This window comes from Alcanivorax sp., assembly GCF_040119285.1.
In the GTDB taxonomy this organism is placed as follows: domain Bacteria; phylum Pseudomonadota; class Gammaproteobacteria; order Pseudomonadales; family Alcanivoracaceae; genus Alcanivorax.
This window is the reverse complement of record NZ_JBEDTY010000004.1, coordinates 222,642-237,309: the sequence shown is the minus strand read 5'-3', so window position 1 is coordinate 237,309 and position 14,668 is coordinate 222,642. Positions and strand designations below refer to the sequence as shown.

15 protein-coding genes are annotated in these 14,668 nt (G+C 58.2%); 8 read left to right on the top strand and 7 right to left on the bottom strand.

Going from position 1 to position 14,668, the window contains the following annotated elements; translation table 11 throughout:
- Positions 1-426 precede the first annotated feature (426 nt).
- The gene (locus ABNH10_RS02040) at positions 427-1,344 is read left to right on the top strand and encodes a homoserine kinase (protein ID WP_349384527.1); all 918 of its coding nucleotides are present in this window, start codon (positions 427-429) and stop codon (positions 1,342-1,344) included.
- A 149-nt stretch (positions 1,345-1,493) separates the two neighbouring features.
- Here ABNH10_RS02040 and ABNH10_RS02035 read toward each other — a convergent pair whose 3' ends face one another.
- The gene (locus tag ABNH10_RS02035) at positions 1,494-2,597 is read right to left on the bottom strand and encodes a cellulase-like family protein (RefSeq protein ID WP_349384526.1); all 1,104 of its coding nucleotides are present in this window, start codon (positions 2,595-2,597) and stop codon (positions 1,494-1,496) included.
- A 300-nt stretch (positions 2,598-2,897) separates the two neighbouring features.
- Complete coding sequence (locus ABNH10_RS02030) at positions 2,898-3,761, bottom strand: metal ABC transporter solute-binding protein, Zn/Mn family (RefSeq protein WP_349384525.1); 864 nt, start codon at positions 3,759-3,761, stop codon at positions 2,898-2,900.
- Between the two features lie 228 nt (positions 3,762-3,989).
- Here ABNH10_RS02030 and znuC point away from each other — a divergent pair, with 228 nt between their 5' ends.
- The 3 genes from znuC to ABNH10_RS02015 all read left to right on the top strand — a co-directional run bounded on the left by znuC (position 3,990) and on the right by ABNH10_RS02015 (position 7,035).
- A complete protein-coding gene (gene znuC, locus ABNH10_RS02025; RefSeq protein ID WP_349384524.1) occupies positions 3,990-4,781 on the top strand; it encodes a zinc ABC transporter ATP-binding protein ZnuC in 792 nt (263 codons plus the stop codon).
- A complete protein-coding gene (znuB, locus tag ABNH10_RS02020; RefSeq protein ID WP_349384523.1) occupies positions 4,774-5,553 on the top strand; it encodes a zinc ABC transporter permease subunit ZnuB in 780 nt (259 codons plus the stop codon). The genes znuC and znuB overlap by 8 nt, the downstream gene beginning before the upstream one ends.
- Before the next feature lie 192 nt (positions 5,554-5,745).
- The gene (locus tag ABNH10_RS02015; RefSeq protein ID WP_349384522.1) at positions 5,746-7,035 is read left to right on the top strand and encodes an MATE family efflux transporter; all 1,290 of its coding nucleotides are present in this window, start codon (positions 5,746-5,748) and stop codon (positions 7,033-7,035) included.
- On the opposite strand, the gene ABNH10_RS02010 is transcribed toward ABNH10_RS02015, so the two are convergent.
- From ABNH10_RS02010 to rd, 5 genes are all read right to left on the bottom strand, one after another.
- On the bottom strand, positions 7,026-8,096 hold the full coding sequence (locus tag ABNH10_RS02010) for a GGDEF domain-containing protein (RefSeq protein ID WP_349384521.1): 1,071 nt from the start codon (positions 8,094-8,096) through the stop codon (positions 7,026-7,028). The two genes, ABNH10_RS02015 and ABNH10_RS02010, sit on opposite strands and share 10 nt — an antisense overlap.
- 534 nt (positions 8,097-8,630) lie before the next feature.
- Positions 8,631-9,008, bottom strand: coding sequence for a hypothetical protein (locus tag ABNH10_RS02005; RefSeq protein WP_349384520.1), 378 nt, complete (start codon positions 9,006-9,008; stop codon positions 8,631-8,633).
- Positions 9,008-9,136 carry a hypothetical protein gene (locus tag ABNH10_RS02000; protein ID WP_349384519.1) on the bottom strand — a complete coding sequence of 43 codons (129 nt, stop codon included), beginning with the start codon at positions 9,134-9,136 and terminating at the stop codon, positions 9,008-9,010. The genes ABNH10_RS02005 and ABNH10_RS02000 overlap by 1 nt, the downstream gene beginning before the upstream one ends.
- Before the next feature lie 41 nt (positions 9,137-9,177).
- On the bottom strand, positions 9,178-10,326 hold the full coding sequence (locus tag ABNH10_RS01995; protein WP_349384518.1) for an NAD(P)/FAD-dependent oxidoreductase: 1,149 nt from the start codon (positions 10,324-10,326) through the stop codon (positions 9,178-9,180).
- 49 nt (positions 10,327-10,375) lie between these two features.
- Positions 10,376-10,540 (bottom strand): rubredoxin, encoded by a 165-nt coding sequence (gene rd / locus ABNH10_RS01990; protein ID WP_349384517.1) that lies wholly within the window; start codon positions 10,538-10,540, stop codon positions 10,376-10,378.
- Between the two features lie 236 nt (positions 10,541-10,776).
- Between rd and ABNH10_RS01985 the strand changes: the two genes are divergently transcribed.
- The 4 genes from ABNH10_RS01985 to phoR all read left to right on the top strand — a co-directional run bounded on the left by ABNH10_RS01985 (position 10,777) and on the right by phoR (position 14,659).
- Positions 10,777-11,334, top strand: coding sequence for a chorismate--pyruvate lyase family protein (locus ABNH10_RS01985; RefSeq protein WP_349384516.1), 558 nt, complete (start codon positions 10,777-10,779; stop codon positions 11,332-11,334).
- 140 nt (positions 11,335-11,474) lie between these two features.
- A complete protein-coding gene (gene ubiA / locus ABNH10_RS01980; protein ID WP_349384515.1) occupies positions 11,475-12,347 on the top strand; it encodes a 4-hydroxybenzoate octaprenyltransferase in 873 nt (290 codons plus the stop codon).
- A gap of 202 nt (positions 12,348-12,549) precedes the next feature.
- A complete protein-coding gene (gene phoB / locus ABNH10_RS01975; RefSeq protein WP_349384514.1) occupies positions 12,550-13,254 on the top strand; it encodes a phosphate regulon transcriptional regulator PhoB in 705 nt (234 codons plus the stop codon).
- Positions 13,255-13,348: 94 nt separating this feature from the next.
- Positions 13,349-14,659 (top strand): phosphate regulon sensor histidine kinase PhoR, encoded by a 1,311-nt coding sequence (phoR, locus tag ABNH10_RS01970; RefSeq protein WP_349384513.1) that lies wholly within the window; start codon positions 13,349-13,351, stop codon positions 14,657-14,659.
- Positions 14,660-14,668 lie beyond the last annotated feature (9 nt).

The following is a 14,668-nucleotide window of genomic DNA, read 5'->3' as shown; positions in this document are numbered from 1 at the left end:
CGCAACCTAAAATTACCCATTCTATATGCCACCTGCAGCGTGCCGCGTGATCAAAAATACCTTTCAAGGCCCTTCGATACCGGTAACCGTGAGGTACTATTCATCAATGTATTGCATGCGTTCCAGCGTTCTGGATCCCGTGCACACACCACTCCCCGCTCCCGAACGCTAGGCTGATATCATCATTGCGGGCGGCAGGCCCCGGTGATGGCCCGGCTGCCACGCGCGATTCCACGCATCAAAAGGGGTTGATCATGCCGCCAAGCTGCAACCTGAAAAGCCTCCAACAACACATTGCCTGTCGTCCTTTTTGTTATTGTTGAAATTATGCGTTTTGCTGATACGCATCGGCAGCCTGTTATACCATTGCCCGACTGCAGAGTCCGGCCATCTGCGGCCTTTTTTTCACCAAGCTTGAGGATTGTGATGTCCGTGTACACACCACTCAGCCCAGCCCAGCTGGCAACCGTGCTGGAACAATTTGGTTTTCAGCTGCGTGATTATCACGCCGCCAGCCACGGCATCGAGAACAGTACCTTCCTGATCGACGCCCGCGACCGCCATGATCAACCCAGCCCGCTGGTGCTAACGGTGTTCGAATCTTTAGACCATGCCGCCCTGGCGCCGTACCTGAGCTTGCTGGAGCAGCTGGCCGAACAGCACTTACCCGTGCCGGCTCCCTTGCCCGATGCTAACGGCAACCACCAGATTACTGTTGCGGAAAAACCAGCCGTGTTGATGCCTCGCCTGCCGGGCCAGCACGATTTCGCTGTGGATACCGATCGTTGCCAGCAGGTTGGTGCTTTGCTAGCACGGCTGCACGCCAGCAATACGGAGCAACTTCAACCGCTCCCCAGCGAACGGGCTCGGTTGCACGATTTTACTCATCATCTGGACAAATTACCCGCCGCCGACCAAGACAGCGCTGCTGCCTTGCTACACGACTGGCTGGCTCACCCTGCCGGAACCACCCTGATCCACGGCGATCTGTTTCGCGATAACCTGCTGTGGCACGACGGCCAGATCAGCGCCCTGCTGGATTTCTACAACGCTTGCCTGGACCACCCGGAATATGACTTGGCCGTGGCCCTTAACGATTGGTGTGTGGATGCCAATGGCCAGGGCGTAGCGGAGCGGGAGCGAGCCTTGCTCAGCGCCTACCGGGACCAAGGTCGCAGCGTGGACGACGGCCGCCTGTGCGAAGCATTGGCGGTGGCCGCACTGCGTTTCTGGCTGTCACGCCTAGCCGGCCCGGTGTCCGACCACAGCGAAGGACTGGGCAGCAAAGATCCGGAAGAATTTGCGCGAATTTATCGGCAGCGGCTGGAAGCGTTGGCGGTGTAGGAAAGAGAGGACGCAGCCCGCTACAAGCTACAACACGGACCACTGCCGGCCTAAGTCTGCAATCTCAGGCGCCGCGCTCCTGTGCTGAGGCGCCTCACCAGATGTGATGGCAACACACAAACAACGTCTTCTCGCCTTGTAGCCTGCTGCTACGCCGAACCAGCCAAAATCAGGTGATTCAGGTGCGCCAAGTATTCCTCTTCCTGCCACAACCAGGGGTAATCTGGACAGGCTAGCGAGGTCGGCGTTAGCGTTTCCACCCCTTGGGTGAGAGCATTCACCACCATCATCTCATGCAGGTCCGCCCAGCCGGTAGGCAGCTTGCGCAAATTTTGTGGCTGACGCACAAACCCTTCGCTGATTACCGGCTGCAGACCGCGCAAGCGCGTAAAAGCCATGCGCCGTTGCAGCTGATCTTCCAGTCGCCGCTGCCAGTGCATACCGCCGGCATCCAACAACAACTGCTTCATGGGGTTAGCCAGTTTGCCTAGCAACCCGGCAGCCGGCAGGGCGTCGCCGCTGGCCAGCCGGTAGCGCGGATCATCATCCAGCCACACACTGAAATCGAGGAAATCCAGCTCACTGGTGTCCAGCTGCCGAAACTGTTCACTGAGTGCCACTGTGGTGCTCAGGCCAACCGGCACCGACGGAAACAAGGCACGCAATGCGCGGGGAATTTCGCGCAGGTAATCTTCCAGCCGCTCACCGGCAGCAGCGGACCAGTGCGATGGCAGCGACCGCTCCGGGGAACGCTTGAAAACCCGCCGGGCCACGCCGTGAGCATAGGGCAAGGAAGGAAACTGGTAGCAGAAATCCAGCCCTGCTACATCGTTCAGATAGCCCCACTGCTCTATCAGCGCCAGGGTTTCACTCCACACACCGATAAAATCTTCCGGGCGCCGCACAAAAGACCGACGGGCGCGGCTGTCATTGATAAAGCGGCTACTGAACCAAACCTTAAGCCCCCGCTCATGGGCCGATTGCAGTACCTGCTGGAGCTGATGCCGAATTTTCACCTCCGTCGCAGGCGCACCCGGAGGCATCAGTTCACAGCGATCCATATGGATGCCGTTTTCAGGGGTAGCAATCAGGTGGGGGCAGGGGTCCAATCGCAGCGCATTAAAACCCCGTTGTTGCGTTTCATCGAACACACGCTCCAACGAAGCAAAAGCGCCATCGCGAATATCGCGCTGAAGCAGCCAGGATAAATCCCAGCAGGCTATCGCCAATGGTTGTGCGTTGTGATGCGACATGCAAGCTTACCGTTTTTTTTTAGATCAAGCGCATCAGCATACCCGTTTCAGGGGTTGCCTCAATGGCTCAACTCTTTGTTATCTTCTATTGACCCGCCCTGACTTCTCAACACACGGTCAAAATGGCGCGTTACGGATTACCACTCAACCTTGCCGGGGACCAGTAGCGCGATGAACGCAGCGATTACACCGTACTCGCAACGCTCCTTCTGGCCCGGGGCTGACCTAGGCAACCGGGCAACTGCCAGACCCCGCACCGGCGGGCAATGCAGCGCCGCTTCCTATCTGTGAACTGTAATCTCAGGTGTCGCTAGCGGCCTGCAAGCATTGAGCAAACCCGCCACTCAACTCCGATAACCAGGGCAGATATTCCTGTTGCAAGGAGTCACGCCCCAACGGATCCAACGGCTGCACGAAACAATCTGGGCACAAACGCTTAAGCAAACCCGCGCGGGCTTCCGGTTCCTGCACCGCACAACGCACCTGCTGGTCTCGTACCTGCCCCGCCAGGGTAACAAAACGCCGGCTACCCGGCCCGGTCCCCAGCTGTTCTGATACCACCAACGGGTTGGCCAACCCCAGGCTTTCGGTCAGATAACCCCAAGGCTGGTGATAGCTCAACCAGGGGACCTGCGCCAACGGCCTCAACCGTTCTTTCTCAGCGTGCAGCAGAGCCTTGGCCTCCTGTTGCCACAACTGCGGTTGACTCGGCGTTAACCCGTGTGGAAATTGCTGACCGACGGCGCCCGCCAGTAACACCATATTATCCACGGACAACCACAGGTGAGGATCGACATTGTCCGCATACTCCCCGTGGTCATGATCTTCATGGTGCTGATGCTCACCCTTGCGCCGGTACACGCCTTCCAGTTCCAGCAAGGTCACAGTCCGGCCCTTGCGGCGCGCCACCAGAGGCGCCAGTGGAGCCTCCACGTCCGCGCCCAACCACACCACCAGATCCGCCTGCTGCACCGCCATCGCTTGGCGAGGGGATAATGCCAGCTGATGCGGATTCTGGTTGCCCTGCATCAACGTAGTGACCGTAACCTTTTCGCCATAGAGGCTGCGCAGCACCTTCGCCAACGGCTCCACGCTGGCCACCACCGTCTGGCTCCAGGCGGGGGAGCAAAGCAATAACAAAAGGGTTAACCAGAAATGACGCATGGGCTTCCTTGAATTGAAATGACGCCGGAGGAACACGCTCCAAGTTGCAAGAGAGGCATGGCCCCACTCGAATAACGACTCAGCCGCACCGGCACCAGAAACCCTATCTGGCAGCAGCCTGCATCGCCTCTGGCGCGCCTTGTCGCTTGCCGCGGCTAACTCGCCCTTCAGTGCAGGCGAAAGAGCGGCAGTATATCATTACGCTTTTGTACTTCGGGCCCTTTTCTTATGCCAGAACCTTTGGTCACTGTGCGGTCGGTGTCGGTCACGCTAGGAGGCAACCCTGTGCTGTCCGATGTCAGCCTGAGCCTGGCCCCCGGCCGCATCACCACGCTGATTGGTCCCAACGGGGCCGGCAAGAGCACGCTGGCGAGGCTGGTGCTGGGACTAGTGCAGCCAGACAGCGGCAAAGGCAATAACCATGGCACCGTGGTCCGCCGTAAAGGCCTGCGGGTGGGTTACATGCCCCAGCACATCAAAATCGACGACAGCCTGCCGCTCACCGTGGACCGTTTTTTGTGGTTGGCAGCACCGGGGCCTACGGCCTCCCGGCGGGCGGCTTTGGAGCGGGCCGGGGTGGCCCATCTGCGCCGGCGCGGGGTACAGCAGCTATCCGGCGGAGAAATGCAGCGGGTACTGCTGGCCCGCGCCTTGCTGCGTAAGCCGGATCTGTTGGTACTGGACGAGCCTGCCCAGGGCGTGGATGTGGCCGGGCAGAATGCTCTCTATGGCCTCCTCAAGACCGTTCGTGACGAGCTGGGCTGTGCCATCCTGTTGATCTCACACGATCTGCATCTGGTCATGGCGGCCACCGATGAAGTCATTTGCTTACAGCGCCACGTTTGCTGTTCCGGCAGCCCGGAGTCGGTAAGCCGGGACCCGGCCTACCACGAGTTGTTCGGCCCCGGTGCCGGTACACCTAACCTGGCGCTATACACCCACGATCATGATCACGACCATGATCTGCACGGCAATGCCACGCATTCCCACGATCACAACGGGCCCTGCAATCATGATTGAACTGTTATTGCCGCCATTACTGGCCGGGCTGGCCGTGGCATTGGTCTCCGGCCCCATGGGTGCCTTTGTCGTGTGGCGGCGCATGGCGTTTTTTGGCGACACCCTGGCCCACGGCGCGCTATTGGGCGCAGCCCTGGCGCTAGCGCTGGATATCAGCCTGTACGTGGCGGTGGTGGCGGTGTGCCTGGGTCTGGCGGCGGCCCTCAGCGGCCTGCAGCGGCAACGGCAACTGGCCGGAGACACCCTGCTTGGCATTGTCGCCCACACCACCCTGGCACTCGGGGTCATCGCCATTAGCCTGCAAACCGGCATCCAGGTGGATCTGTTCGCCTACTTGTTCGGGGATTTGCTGGCCGTAGGCTGGCAGGATGTGACCGGCCTGTGGGTAGGCGCCATGGTCATTCTGATGCTGATGCTGTGGCAGTGGCGGGCACTGCTCAGCATTACCGTCAACGAAGAACTGGCCCAGGTGGAAGGCATCGCAGTACAACGCACCCGGCTATTACTGATGGTGTTGCTGGCCCTGCTGATCGCCGGTGCCATCCGCACCGTAGGCGTGCTGCTGATTACCTCGTTGCTGGTGATTCCCGCCGCCAGCGCCCGCCGCCTGACCCATACGCCAGCACAGATGGCTGCGGTGGCCAGCGTGCTGGGCACCCTATCGGTGCTGGTCGGCTTGGCGGTGAGCTGGTTCGCCAACACCCCGGTGGGGCCCTCTATCGTGGTGGCCGCCAGCAGCCTGTTTGTGCTGACGCTGTTGCGCCGGAGTTGATGACAAGCCTCGTTGGCAGGAGCATCTCTTGAGGTGCGGACCAGACCCTCGCCGAGAAATCGGATATCGGTCTGAACCTGTCGCACCCTGGCATGACTGATTGGCCTTCAGGTTGATGCCGTGCTAAGCACGGTTCGATCCTTGAAAGGGAGCGCCTACAGCGGTTTCGTAGAAGGGGTTTTCGGAGTTTGAATGAGTGTGACCCTTAACCAACGTATCTGGATGCTGGCCTGGCCGTTGTTGTTGTCCAATTTGACCGCACCGTTGCTGGGACTTATGGATACGGCGGTGGTAGGCCATCTGGCGCATCCTCGCTATCTGGCGGCGGTGGCGCTGGGCAGCAATTTCTTCATGTTCCTGTATTTCTCGTTCAACTTTCTGCGCATGGGTACCACCGGCTTTGCCTCTCAGGCGCAGGGGGGCAAGCGGGACACCCGGGTGGTGTTATTTCGTGGCTTGCTGCTATCGACCCTGCTCGGGCTTGCCCTGATCCTGTTGTCACCGCTGCTGCGCGATGCGGGCTTGTGGCTGCTGGGCGGCAGTGATGCGGTGCAGGGGCTGGCGCGGGATTACATCAACATCCGCATTCTCGGTGCTCCCGCCGCGCTGGCCAATTTTGCCCTTATCGGCTTTGCCATCGGCACCCACAACACCCGCGTGCCCTTAAAAATGACGGTGTTGATGCACAGTACCAATGCGCTGCTGGATGTATTGCTGGTACAGGTCTGGAATCTGGATGTCCGTGGCGTGGCCATTGCGAGCGCCTGCGCAGAATATGTGGGCCTGGCCGGTGGCCTGTTCTGGCTGCGCGCTGCCCTGCGACCGCCCGCTCATAGGGAAACCGTGTGGCAGCCTGTGGCTATGTGGGCACTGATGGCCGTGAACCGGGATATTTTTATTCGTAGCTTGGCGCTGCTGACGTGTTTCTTTTTCTTCACCGCCCAAGGCGCACGGCTCGGCGATGCTACGCTAGCGGCCAATGCGGTACTGATTACCTTCCTGCTAATTCTGAGTAACCTGTTGGACGGGTTTGCCAATGCTGCGGAAGCGCTGGTGGGGGAGGCTCAGGGCAGGCAGGATAACCAAGCCTTTGCAGACGCCGTGGCGGCTACCGGCCGCTGGACCATCGGCTGTGCGCTGGTGGGCCTGCTGGGATTCAGCTTAGGCGGCGCACCGTTGATTGGTTTACTCACCGACCTGCCATCGATCCGTGACTCGGCCATCGAGTATCTGCCTTGGGTATTATTGCTGCCCGTCACTGCTAGCGCCGGATTTTGGTTGGATGGGATCTTTGTCGGCGCCACCTGGGGTGCCGCCATGCGCAACACCATGCTGGCGTCAGTGGGGGTATTCTTTATGCTCTGGGCATGCGCCCGTGGCTGGGACAACCATGGCTTGTGGTTAACCATGAATGGCTTCATGGCCGCCCGAGGGGCATTCATGGGCTGGGTGTTATGGAATCGACGACACCGTCATGTTTGATCATCAACATCGAGTTCACACCGGCTAGGCTTGTTCAAATACATGCGTCGGTCAGCAGAGCACAGCAATGCATCCACGTCTTCGAAATGATCCGGTCCCGTCTGCACCACGCCCATGCTAATACTAACCTCCGGCAATCGCTCTGCCAGCAGGCGTCGTGTCCGTTGGCAATAGGCAAGTTCCGCTTGCTCTTCAGTGCTGTTGGCTAACACTACGCAGAACTCATCGCCACCATAGCGCACACAAGTATCTTCCCCTCGGGCGGTTTCTTTTAGCACCTTGCCAAGCTCAACAAGGACCCGATCACCATAGGCATGACCGCGCCGATCATTGATTTCTTTGAAGGCGTCCACGTCTACGAAAATCAGCGCCACTGGTTCTCTACGGCGTTGCGCCGCCTTCACCGTTCGTTGCAGGGCTTCGTTGAGGTAGCGGCGGGTTGTCAGGCCGGTGAGGGCATCGATGCGTAATTGGCCATTGCGCATGGCAACCGTTTCTTCCAGTGCCCGGGCATATTCTTCGGTACGATTCTTTACCGCTTCGATTTCCGACACCAAGCTTAAAATATAAGTTTCAAACACCAGGGTGACGTCGAAGTAAGTTAGCTTGTCCAGCGCCAGCAGTGCACGTTCTCGTGCTGCATTGCTCTGCATGGCGGTGCTAATATCCTTTACCAGCAGACTGTGCAGCAAATACACCGCAGAAAGATACAGTTTTGGTTCAACCCCAATCCGCTTGTGCACTAAACCAATTCGCAGGCGATTATTGGTGTATTCCAAGTCGTAGACACCGGAAAATAGATCCATGATGTAACGGCGCTGGGCGTTCTCCAATCGCTCCAAGGTGTCTGCATCCCCAATCAGTGAAGCGATATCCGGGTTGTTGGTCTGGATACGGTAGAAGGCTTCAACGATATCATCGAGACGGCTTTCAACATGGGCCCGACACTGTAGTAGCGCGTCCACATCCTTATCATCGAAATCCAGCAGACGTTTTCGACCATCGATCTCCATCTCGGTGATGCGCATCTGCTCAAGCAACGTTTTCATGGTTGAATGCATGCCGTGCCCTCTGGCGTGAACGGGCCTCCCTGGCCCATGCAAACTCACTAATACGTTTAATCATACCCCCGGCGTGGAGATCGCCATAGCGTCAAGCGAGCCAGAATCACGGCGTGAGACCAACGGTCATAGCCAAGAATCTAAACCCGTATCGGTAGTAGAGCTTGAGACAGAGGCAGGGGGATGGGGGATGGCTAGGTCCGGCCCCCGGATCAGCAAGATTAGCGCTTCAGGGAGCCCTCACGGCCAAGCTTGCCTACCACGCTCTTGGCGTAGCCTTCGGCGCCGTTTTTCAAGTGTAAGGCTTCATACTGCGCGACTGGGCCTGCCACACCGGTTTTGCCATCTCGACTTTATCAAGCCGGATTTGCAGGTAGCAGGTAGATAGTCAGTGGCGTTCTGATAGCAATCTGGCTGCTACGCCGCGCTGTAGCTGTAGCCCACATAAGAGCCTGCGCCAGATACATGGGCGCCGACGCCATAAGCAGGTAATCCGCCGCGGACTGCGCAAAGGCCAGAAAGGAGGCGCGGAGCTTACTTTTTGCCGCCGGGCATAATGAATTTCATCAGGGTCATGAACCACATAAGTTGGCCCGGGTCGCCATCTATCTTGATATCACCGGCCTGCATGCCTTCCATGAACGCCATCTGATTTTTGCCCGCCTCCTGCAGGGTGCGGAAGGCGTAGCCTGCATCCTTGAAATTCAGGGTTACCGTGGGCTCGCTGTGAATGCCCGCCTTGGACACGACCTTTCCCGGCATGAAATGGAAACTACGCGCCGGCTTGCCCGCAAAGGTGCGCCACTGCATCACCACATTGCGGTTTTCCAGCTGCTTTTGAAAGCTCGCATCACGCCATGCTAACCAGCGTAACCGCCAACCAAGAACCAGCAATACCAGTGAAAATTTCATCAGAAATCCTTGTCTGTCAGGGGGCAAGCGTCAAACGCCAGGCTGCAATCCGGAAACAGGCCATGCAAACCGATGACCTCTATCGCCGCCCCCATAATATAGCGCAGGAACTCGTTACGCTTACACATCCAGCCCGCGTCTGTCGCCTACAGCTTGAAGCTTGCGCCTATTACAGCATTATTGCCGGTAGTTCCTTGTTGAGCTTCATTTTCTCTTTTACCGCTTCACCGGTGAGGGCATAACCTAACAGGCTGCCGTCCTTGCCGCGGAACAGGGCTTGCACGGTATTGCCGTCAGCTTCCACTTCCCAGTCGCCTTCGCTGCCTTCTGCAGCAGGGCATACCACCACTGGGCATGCCGGGGTTTTAATGGTCACCGGCATGACGCCGTAGCTGACTTCAGTGGTCTCACCAGCCAGGGTTTTTGCCAAAGCGCGAGCAGAGGCCATTAAGGGCAGGACGTAGGGCAGCACATGGCCCTGCACTTCAGCGCAATCGCCCAGGGCATAGATATGCTCCGCGCTGGTACGCAGGCTCTTGTCGGTCAGGATGCCGCGATTGGTATCCAGCCCCGCTTCCTTGGCCATGCTGATACGCGGGCGCAAACCGATAGCCGATAACACCACATCGGATTCCAACTGGCTACCATCGGACAATTCGGTCACCAACTGGCCGTTATCGCCGTGATGGACCGCCTTGGCCAATGGGCCAAAGTGGAACTGCACGCCCAGATCCGCCAGCCCACGGCCCACCGCCTCTGAGGCCTGCTCAGGCAGTAGCAACGGCAGGCAACGGCCCATGGGCTCGACCAAAGAGACCTTGAATCCGCCGTTGGACAGGTCGTTGGCGAATTCACAGCCGATCAGGCCACCGCCGAGGATGGTTACTGTCTTCTTGCCTTCCACGGCCGCACGGAACTTGCCATAGTCCACCAGATCGTTGACGGAAAACACATCGCCCACCGCATCGCCTTCCAGCGGCGGCGTCCAAGTATCGGCACCCAGCGCCAGTACCAGTGTGCTGTAGTCCTGGTGATCATCGGGCAACAGCACGCGCTTGTTGGCAACATCGATACCGGCCACATGCACGCCCGAACGCAGGTCTACATTGAATTGCTCAGCCACTTTTTCCGGGAGGGCCATGCACAGGTCATCGGCGGTTTTTCCCTTGCTAAAACCGGCAGACAGCATGGGTTTGGAATAGTTACGACCGTCGTCTGCGGTGAGCATGACGATGGGCGTTTCCTTATCCAGCTTGCGGAATTCCTTGACGGTGTTGAAGCCGGCCAAGCCGGTACCGATGATGACAATAGGGTGCATGAGCAATCCTTAACGATTAATGGACGGGCGATGCGACTGACGCAGTAGTTTAGATTTCCACCATTTCAAAGTCGTCCTTGCCCACGCCGCAATCGGGGCAGACCCAATCTTCCGGCACGTCGTTCCAGGCGGTACCCGGCTCAATACCCTCATCAGGCAGGCCTTCGGTTTCGTCATAGATGAAACCACACACTACACATTCCCATTTCTTCATCGTGAACCTCGTCAGGTAAAGTAAGCTCTTGCTTACTGCGCTACACACAGGGTGTTCTCGGGGGACGTTAACCTATCGACGTAAGACAAAAAAATCAATGCCGGCCGGCACGGTCTTATTAAGACGCTGGGCCGTTGTCCTCTGATTCCAGAAGCGCTAGAGCATCGCTTGCTCTACCGCAGGACATGAGCCATAGTCCTGCCGCCCGCGATAGTGCGCGATATCATGAGAGAGCCATGTTACCTGCCGCCCTGCATCCCGACAGCCTTTGGCGCCCACTGGAACAGCTGGTGCTGCCCCCGATTATTCGCGACTGGATGGCTGACCCAGGCTCTCTGACTCGGCGCCTCAAGCACCACGGCCACTTCAGCGTGGTTCCCGGCCTGCATACCATTGCCCTGCCTCGAGCTGATGAACGGCGACTGCTGCCGTTGCCGGTAAGGCGCGTCGCACTGATCCGTGAAGTAACACTGCACCTGGATGATACCCCGGTGGTCGCCGCCCGCAGTGTGTTGCCGCTCACTAGCCTTGCTGGTGCCAACCGCTCCTTGGGACACATGGGCAGCCGCTCCCTTGGCCTTGAACTGTATAACCGCCCGACTTGCCAGCGGGATCAGGTGTGGGCCCGACTCGCTTCGGCTGACCAAGATCATTCGCTATGCTGGGGCCGCCAATCGCGCTTTATCAAACGCGGCGCGCCTCTGCTGGTGGCGGAGTATTTTCTGCCCGCGCTGTGGGAGAAAATACACGTTACGCGCTGCAAGCTGCAAGGCGCGAGCAAGCCCCTAAGCTAAACGACAGCCGTTCTCGCCGCGATTCCATTCGTTAAGAACAACGGCAACGGCGTGGCTGCAGCGATTGCGCCTGACTCTCGCCTTGAAACTTTCCACTTTCAACTTGACACTTAACCTGCCTCTGACAACCCGGATATCCCATGTTTGCCTTTGTTGAACAGCGTTACCCGATTCTCTGGCCCTACATCCAGTTGATGCGCCTTGATCGCCCCATCGGCACGCTGTTGCTGCTCTGGCCCACTCTCTGGGCGGTGTGGATTGCCGGGGCGGGCACCCCGAGCCTGACCGTTATTGTGGTGTTCTTCCTGGGCGTGGTGATCATGCGGGCGGCGGGCTGCGTGATTAATGACTTTGCCGACCGGGATTTCGATGGCGACGTGGAGCGTACCCAGGGGCGCCCACTGGCCACCGGCGCACTTAGCGCCAAACAGGCCCTAGCGCTGTTCTGCGGTCTGGGGTTGCTGGCCTTTGGCTTGGTGCTGTTTCTCAATGAGCTGACTTTCTGGCTCTCCTTCGGCGGCCTCGGCCTCGCTGTGCTTTACCCCTTCACCAAGCGCTTCACTTTTATGCCCCAGCTTTTTCTGGGCGCCGCCTTCAGCTGGGCCATCCCCATGGCGTTTGCCGCTGAAACCGGTGAAGTGCCAGAAATCGCTTGGTTGCTGTACGTGGCCAATGTGCTGTGGACCGTGGCCTACGACACCGAATACGCCATGTGCGATCGCGAAGATGACCTGAAACTGGGCATCAAAAGCACCGCCATCCTGTTCGGCGATGCCGACCGCCTGATGATCGCCATCCTCCAAGGCCTGACCCTTCTGGCTCTCATCATGGTGGGCCACCGGCTGGACTTTTCTTGGCCTTGGTACGCCGGTTTGGCTGGAATGAGCCTTAGCTTTGCCTTCCAGCACAGTTTGATTCGCTATCGCGAACGCTGGCCCAGCTTCCATGCCTTCCTCAACAATCACTGGGCCGGAGCTTGCGTGTTTGTCGGGTTGTATTTTCAGTATTTTTGAGCGTTGTAACACCTGCACGCGACACGCAAGCCGGGTGCGGCACCCAACTCTTCAAGGGGTTAAAATCGTTGACCCGCGTTGTGGCATGTTGCTTATTGTGTGGTACGGCTCTATCTGTCATACACATGTCATAAAAAAGCAATCTAATAGATAACATCCCGAGCGGCACACGCCACTCACAAGACAGGCAAGGAAGGAAGCCATGTCCCGAAACCGTATATTGATTGTTGATGACGAGCCCGCTATTCGTGAGATGGTCGCCGTCGCCCTTGAACTGGCCGATTTCGATGTGCTGGAGGCAGAGAACGCCCAACGCGGACACGAGATCATCGTCGATGAGCGTCCGGATCTGGTACTGCTGGATTGGATGCTGCCGTCAGTCACTGGCATCGAACTGGCCCGCCGGCTGAAGCGTGATGAGACTACCAACGAGGTACCCATCATCATGCTCACTGCCAAAAGCGAAGAAGATAACAAGATTCAAGGGCTGGACGTTGGCGCCGATGATTACATCACCAAACCCTTCTCCACTCGTGAACTGATCTCCCGCATTAAAGCCGTGCTGCGTCGCGCATCCAGTGTCGCGGCGGAAAAGGCCATTGAAGTAGAAGGCCTGTGCCTGGATCCGGTGAGCCACCGCATCAGCGCCAACGACTCCCCCGTGGACATGGGCCCCACCGAATACCGGCTGCTTGAATTCTTCATGAGCCACCAAGAGCGCGCCTATTCGCGCACCCAACTATTGGACCAAGTATGGGGCGCCAACGTGTACGTGGAAGACCGCACCATCGACGTACATATCCGCCGCCTGCGCAAGGCGCTGGCCCCCTTCGATTACGACCGTTTTATTCAAACCGTGCGCGGTACCGGCTACCGGTTTTCGGTGAAATCAGCCAAAGCCGGCTGAGACAGCAGGCATACGGCTGCCTATACTGGGGCATCGTCGTCGGGAGTACACCCGCCAACCTGCGAACAAGCGAAGTAAGCGCGGTGGAATACGCATGAAAGCCAGCCTGGCCAAGGAAGTTAACCGTATTGCCGGCCTGATATCTCTGGCCGCTCTGACTGCCCTGGCAGTGGGCCACACCTGGCCACTGCTGGTAGGGCTGGGGGGCTATATTATCTGGAGCACCCGGCAATTGTTCGCCCTGTACAGCTGGCTGGTGCGCGACGATCATACCGAGCCACCGGACAGTATCGGCCTCTGGGGTGAGTTTTATACCCGCCTTGAGCACCTGTTCCAAAAAGAACGTCGCGCCCAGGAAAACCTGCAAGGCATCATCCACCGCGCCCAACAGTCAGTGAACGCCCTTGACGATGTGGTCATCCTCATCGACCAACACGGTTATCTGGAATATTGGAACCATGCCGCCGAACGCGCCATGGGCTTCAATGCGCGCCAAGACCTGGGCCAGCCACTGACGAACCTGATCCGCCACCCTCGGTTTACCGGTTATCTAAGCAAAGGGGATTTTCAGGACCCGCTGGAAATCCCTTCACCGGTGAATGACAACCGCATCCTGCAGTTCCGTGTAACCGAGTTTGGTATCGGCGAACAATTATTGATCGCCCGTGACGTCACGCGGCTGCATCACCTGGAACAAATGCGCAAAGATTTTGTGGCCAATGTGAGCCATGAATTGAAGACGCCGCTTACCGTGCTCAAAGGCTACCTGGAAACCCTGCTCGACACCCTCCCGGAAGAGCAGGCTCGTCTGCGTCGCGCATTGATGCAAATGGACAATCAATCCAACCGCATGGAAGCCCTGGTTGCCGATTTGTTATTACTGGCCCGGTTAGAAGGAACGGAAGCTGACAGTGTACGTCAGGCGGTACCCGTTCATGGCATGCTTAATCGGATGAAAGAAAATGCGTTGGCTATAAGCAGCGACAAGAACCACCAGATCGAGCTGGATGTTCCTCTCGACGCACGGTTGATCGCCAATCCGGCTGAACTGGAAAGCGCCTTCGGCAACCTGATTACCAATGCAGTGAAATATACGCCGGCCAACGGCACCATCCGTATCCGTTGGTGGCAAGATACTCGTGGCGCGCATTTTTCTGTCACAGACAACGGGATCGGTATCGACCCCGCCCACATCCCGCGCTTAACCGAACGTTTCTACCGGCCAGACAATAGCCGTGTTACGGAAACCGGGGGCACAGGGCTGGGCCTCGCCATCGTTAAGCACGTAATGATTCGCCATAACGGGCGCCTGGAAATCACCAGCGAACTGAGCAAGGGCAGCACCTTTACCTGCCATTTCCCGGCGGAGCGGCTAGTCAGTAAACCCACGGCGGTGGCTGGCTGAGCGCCCACC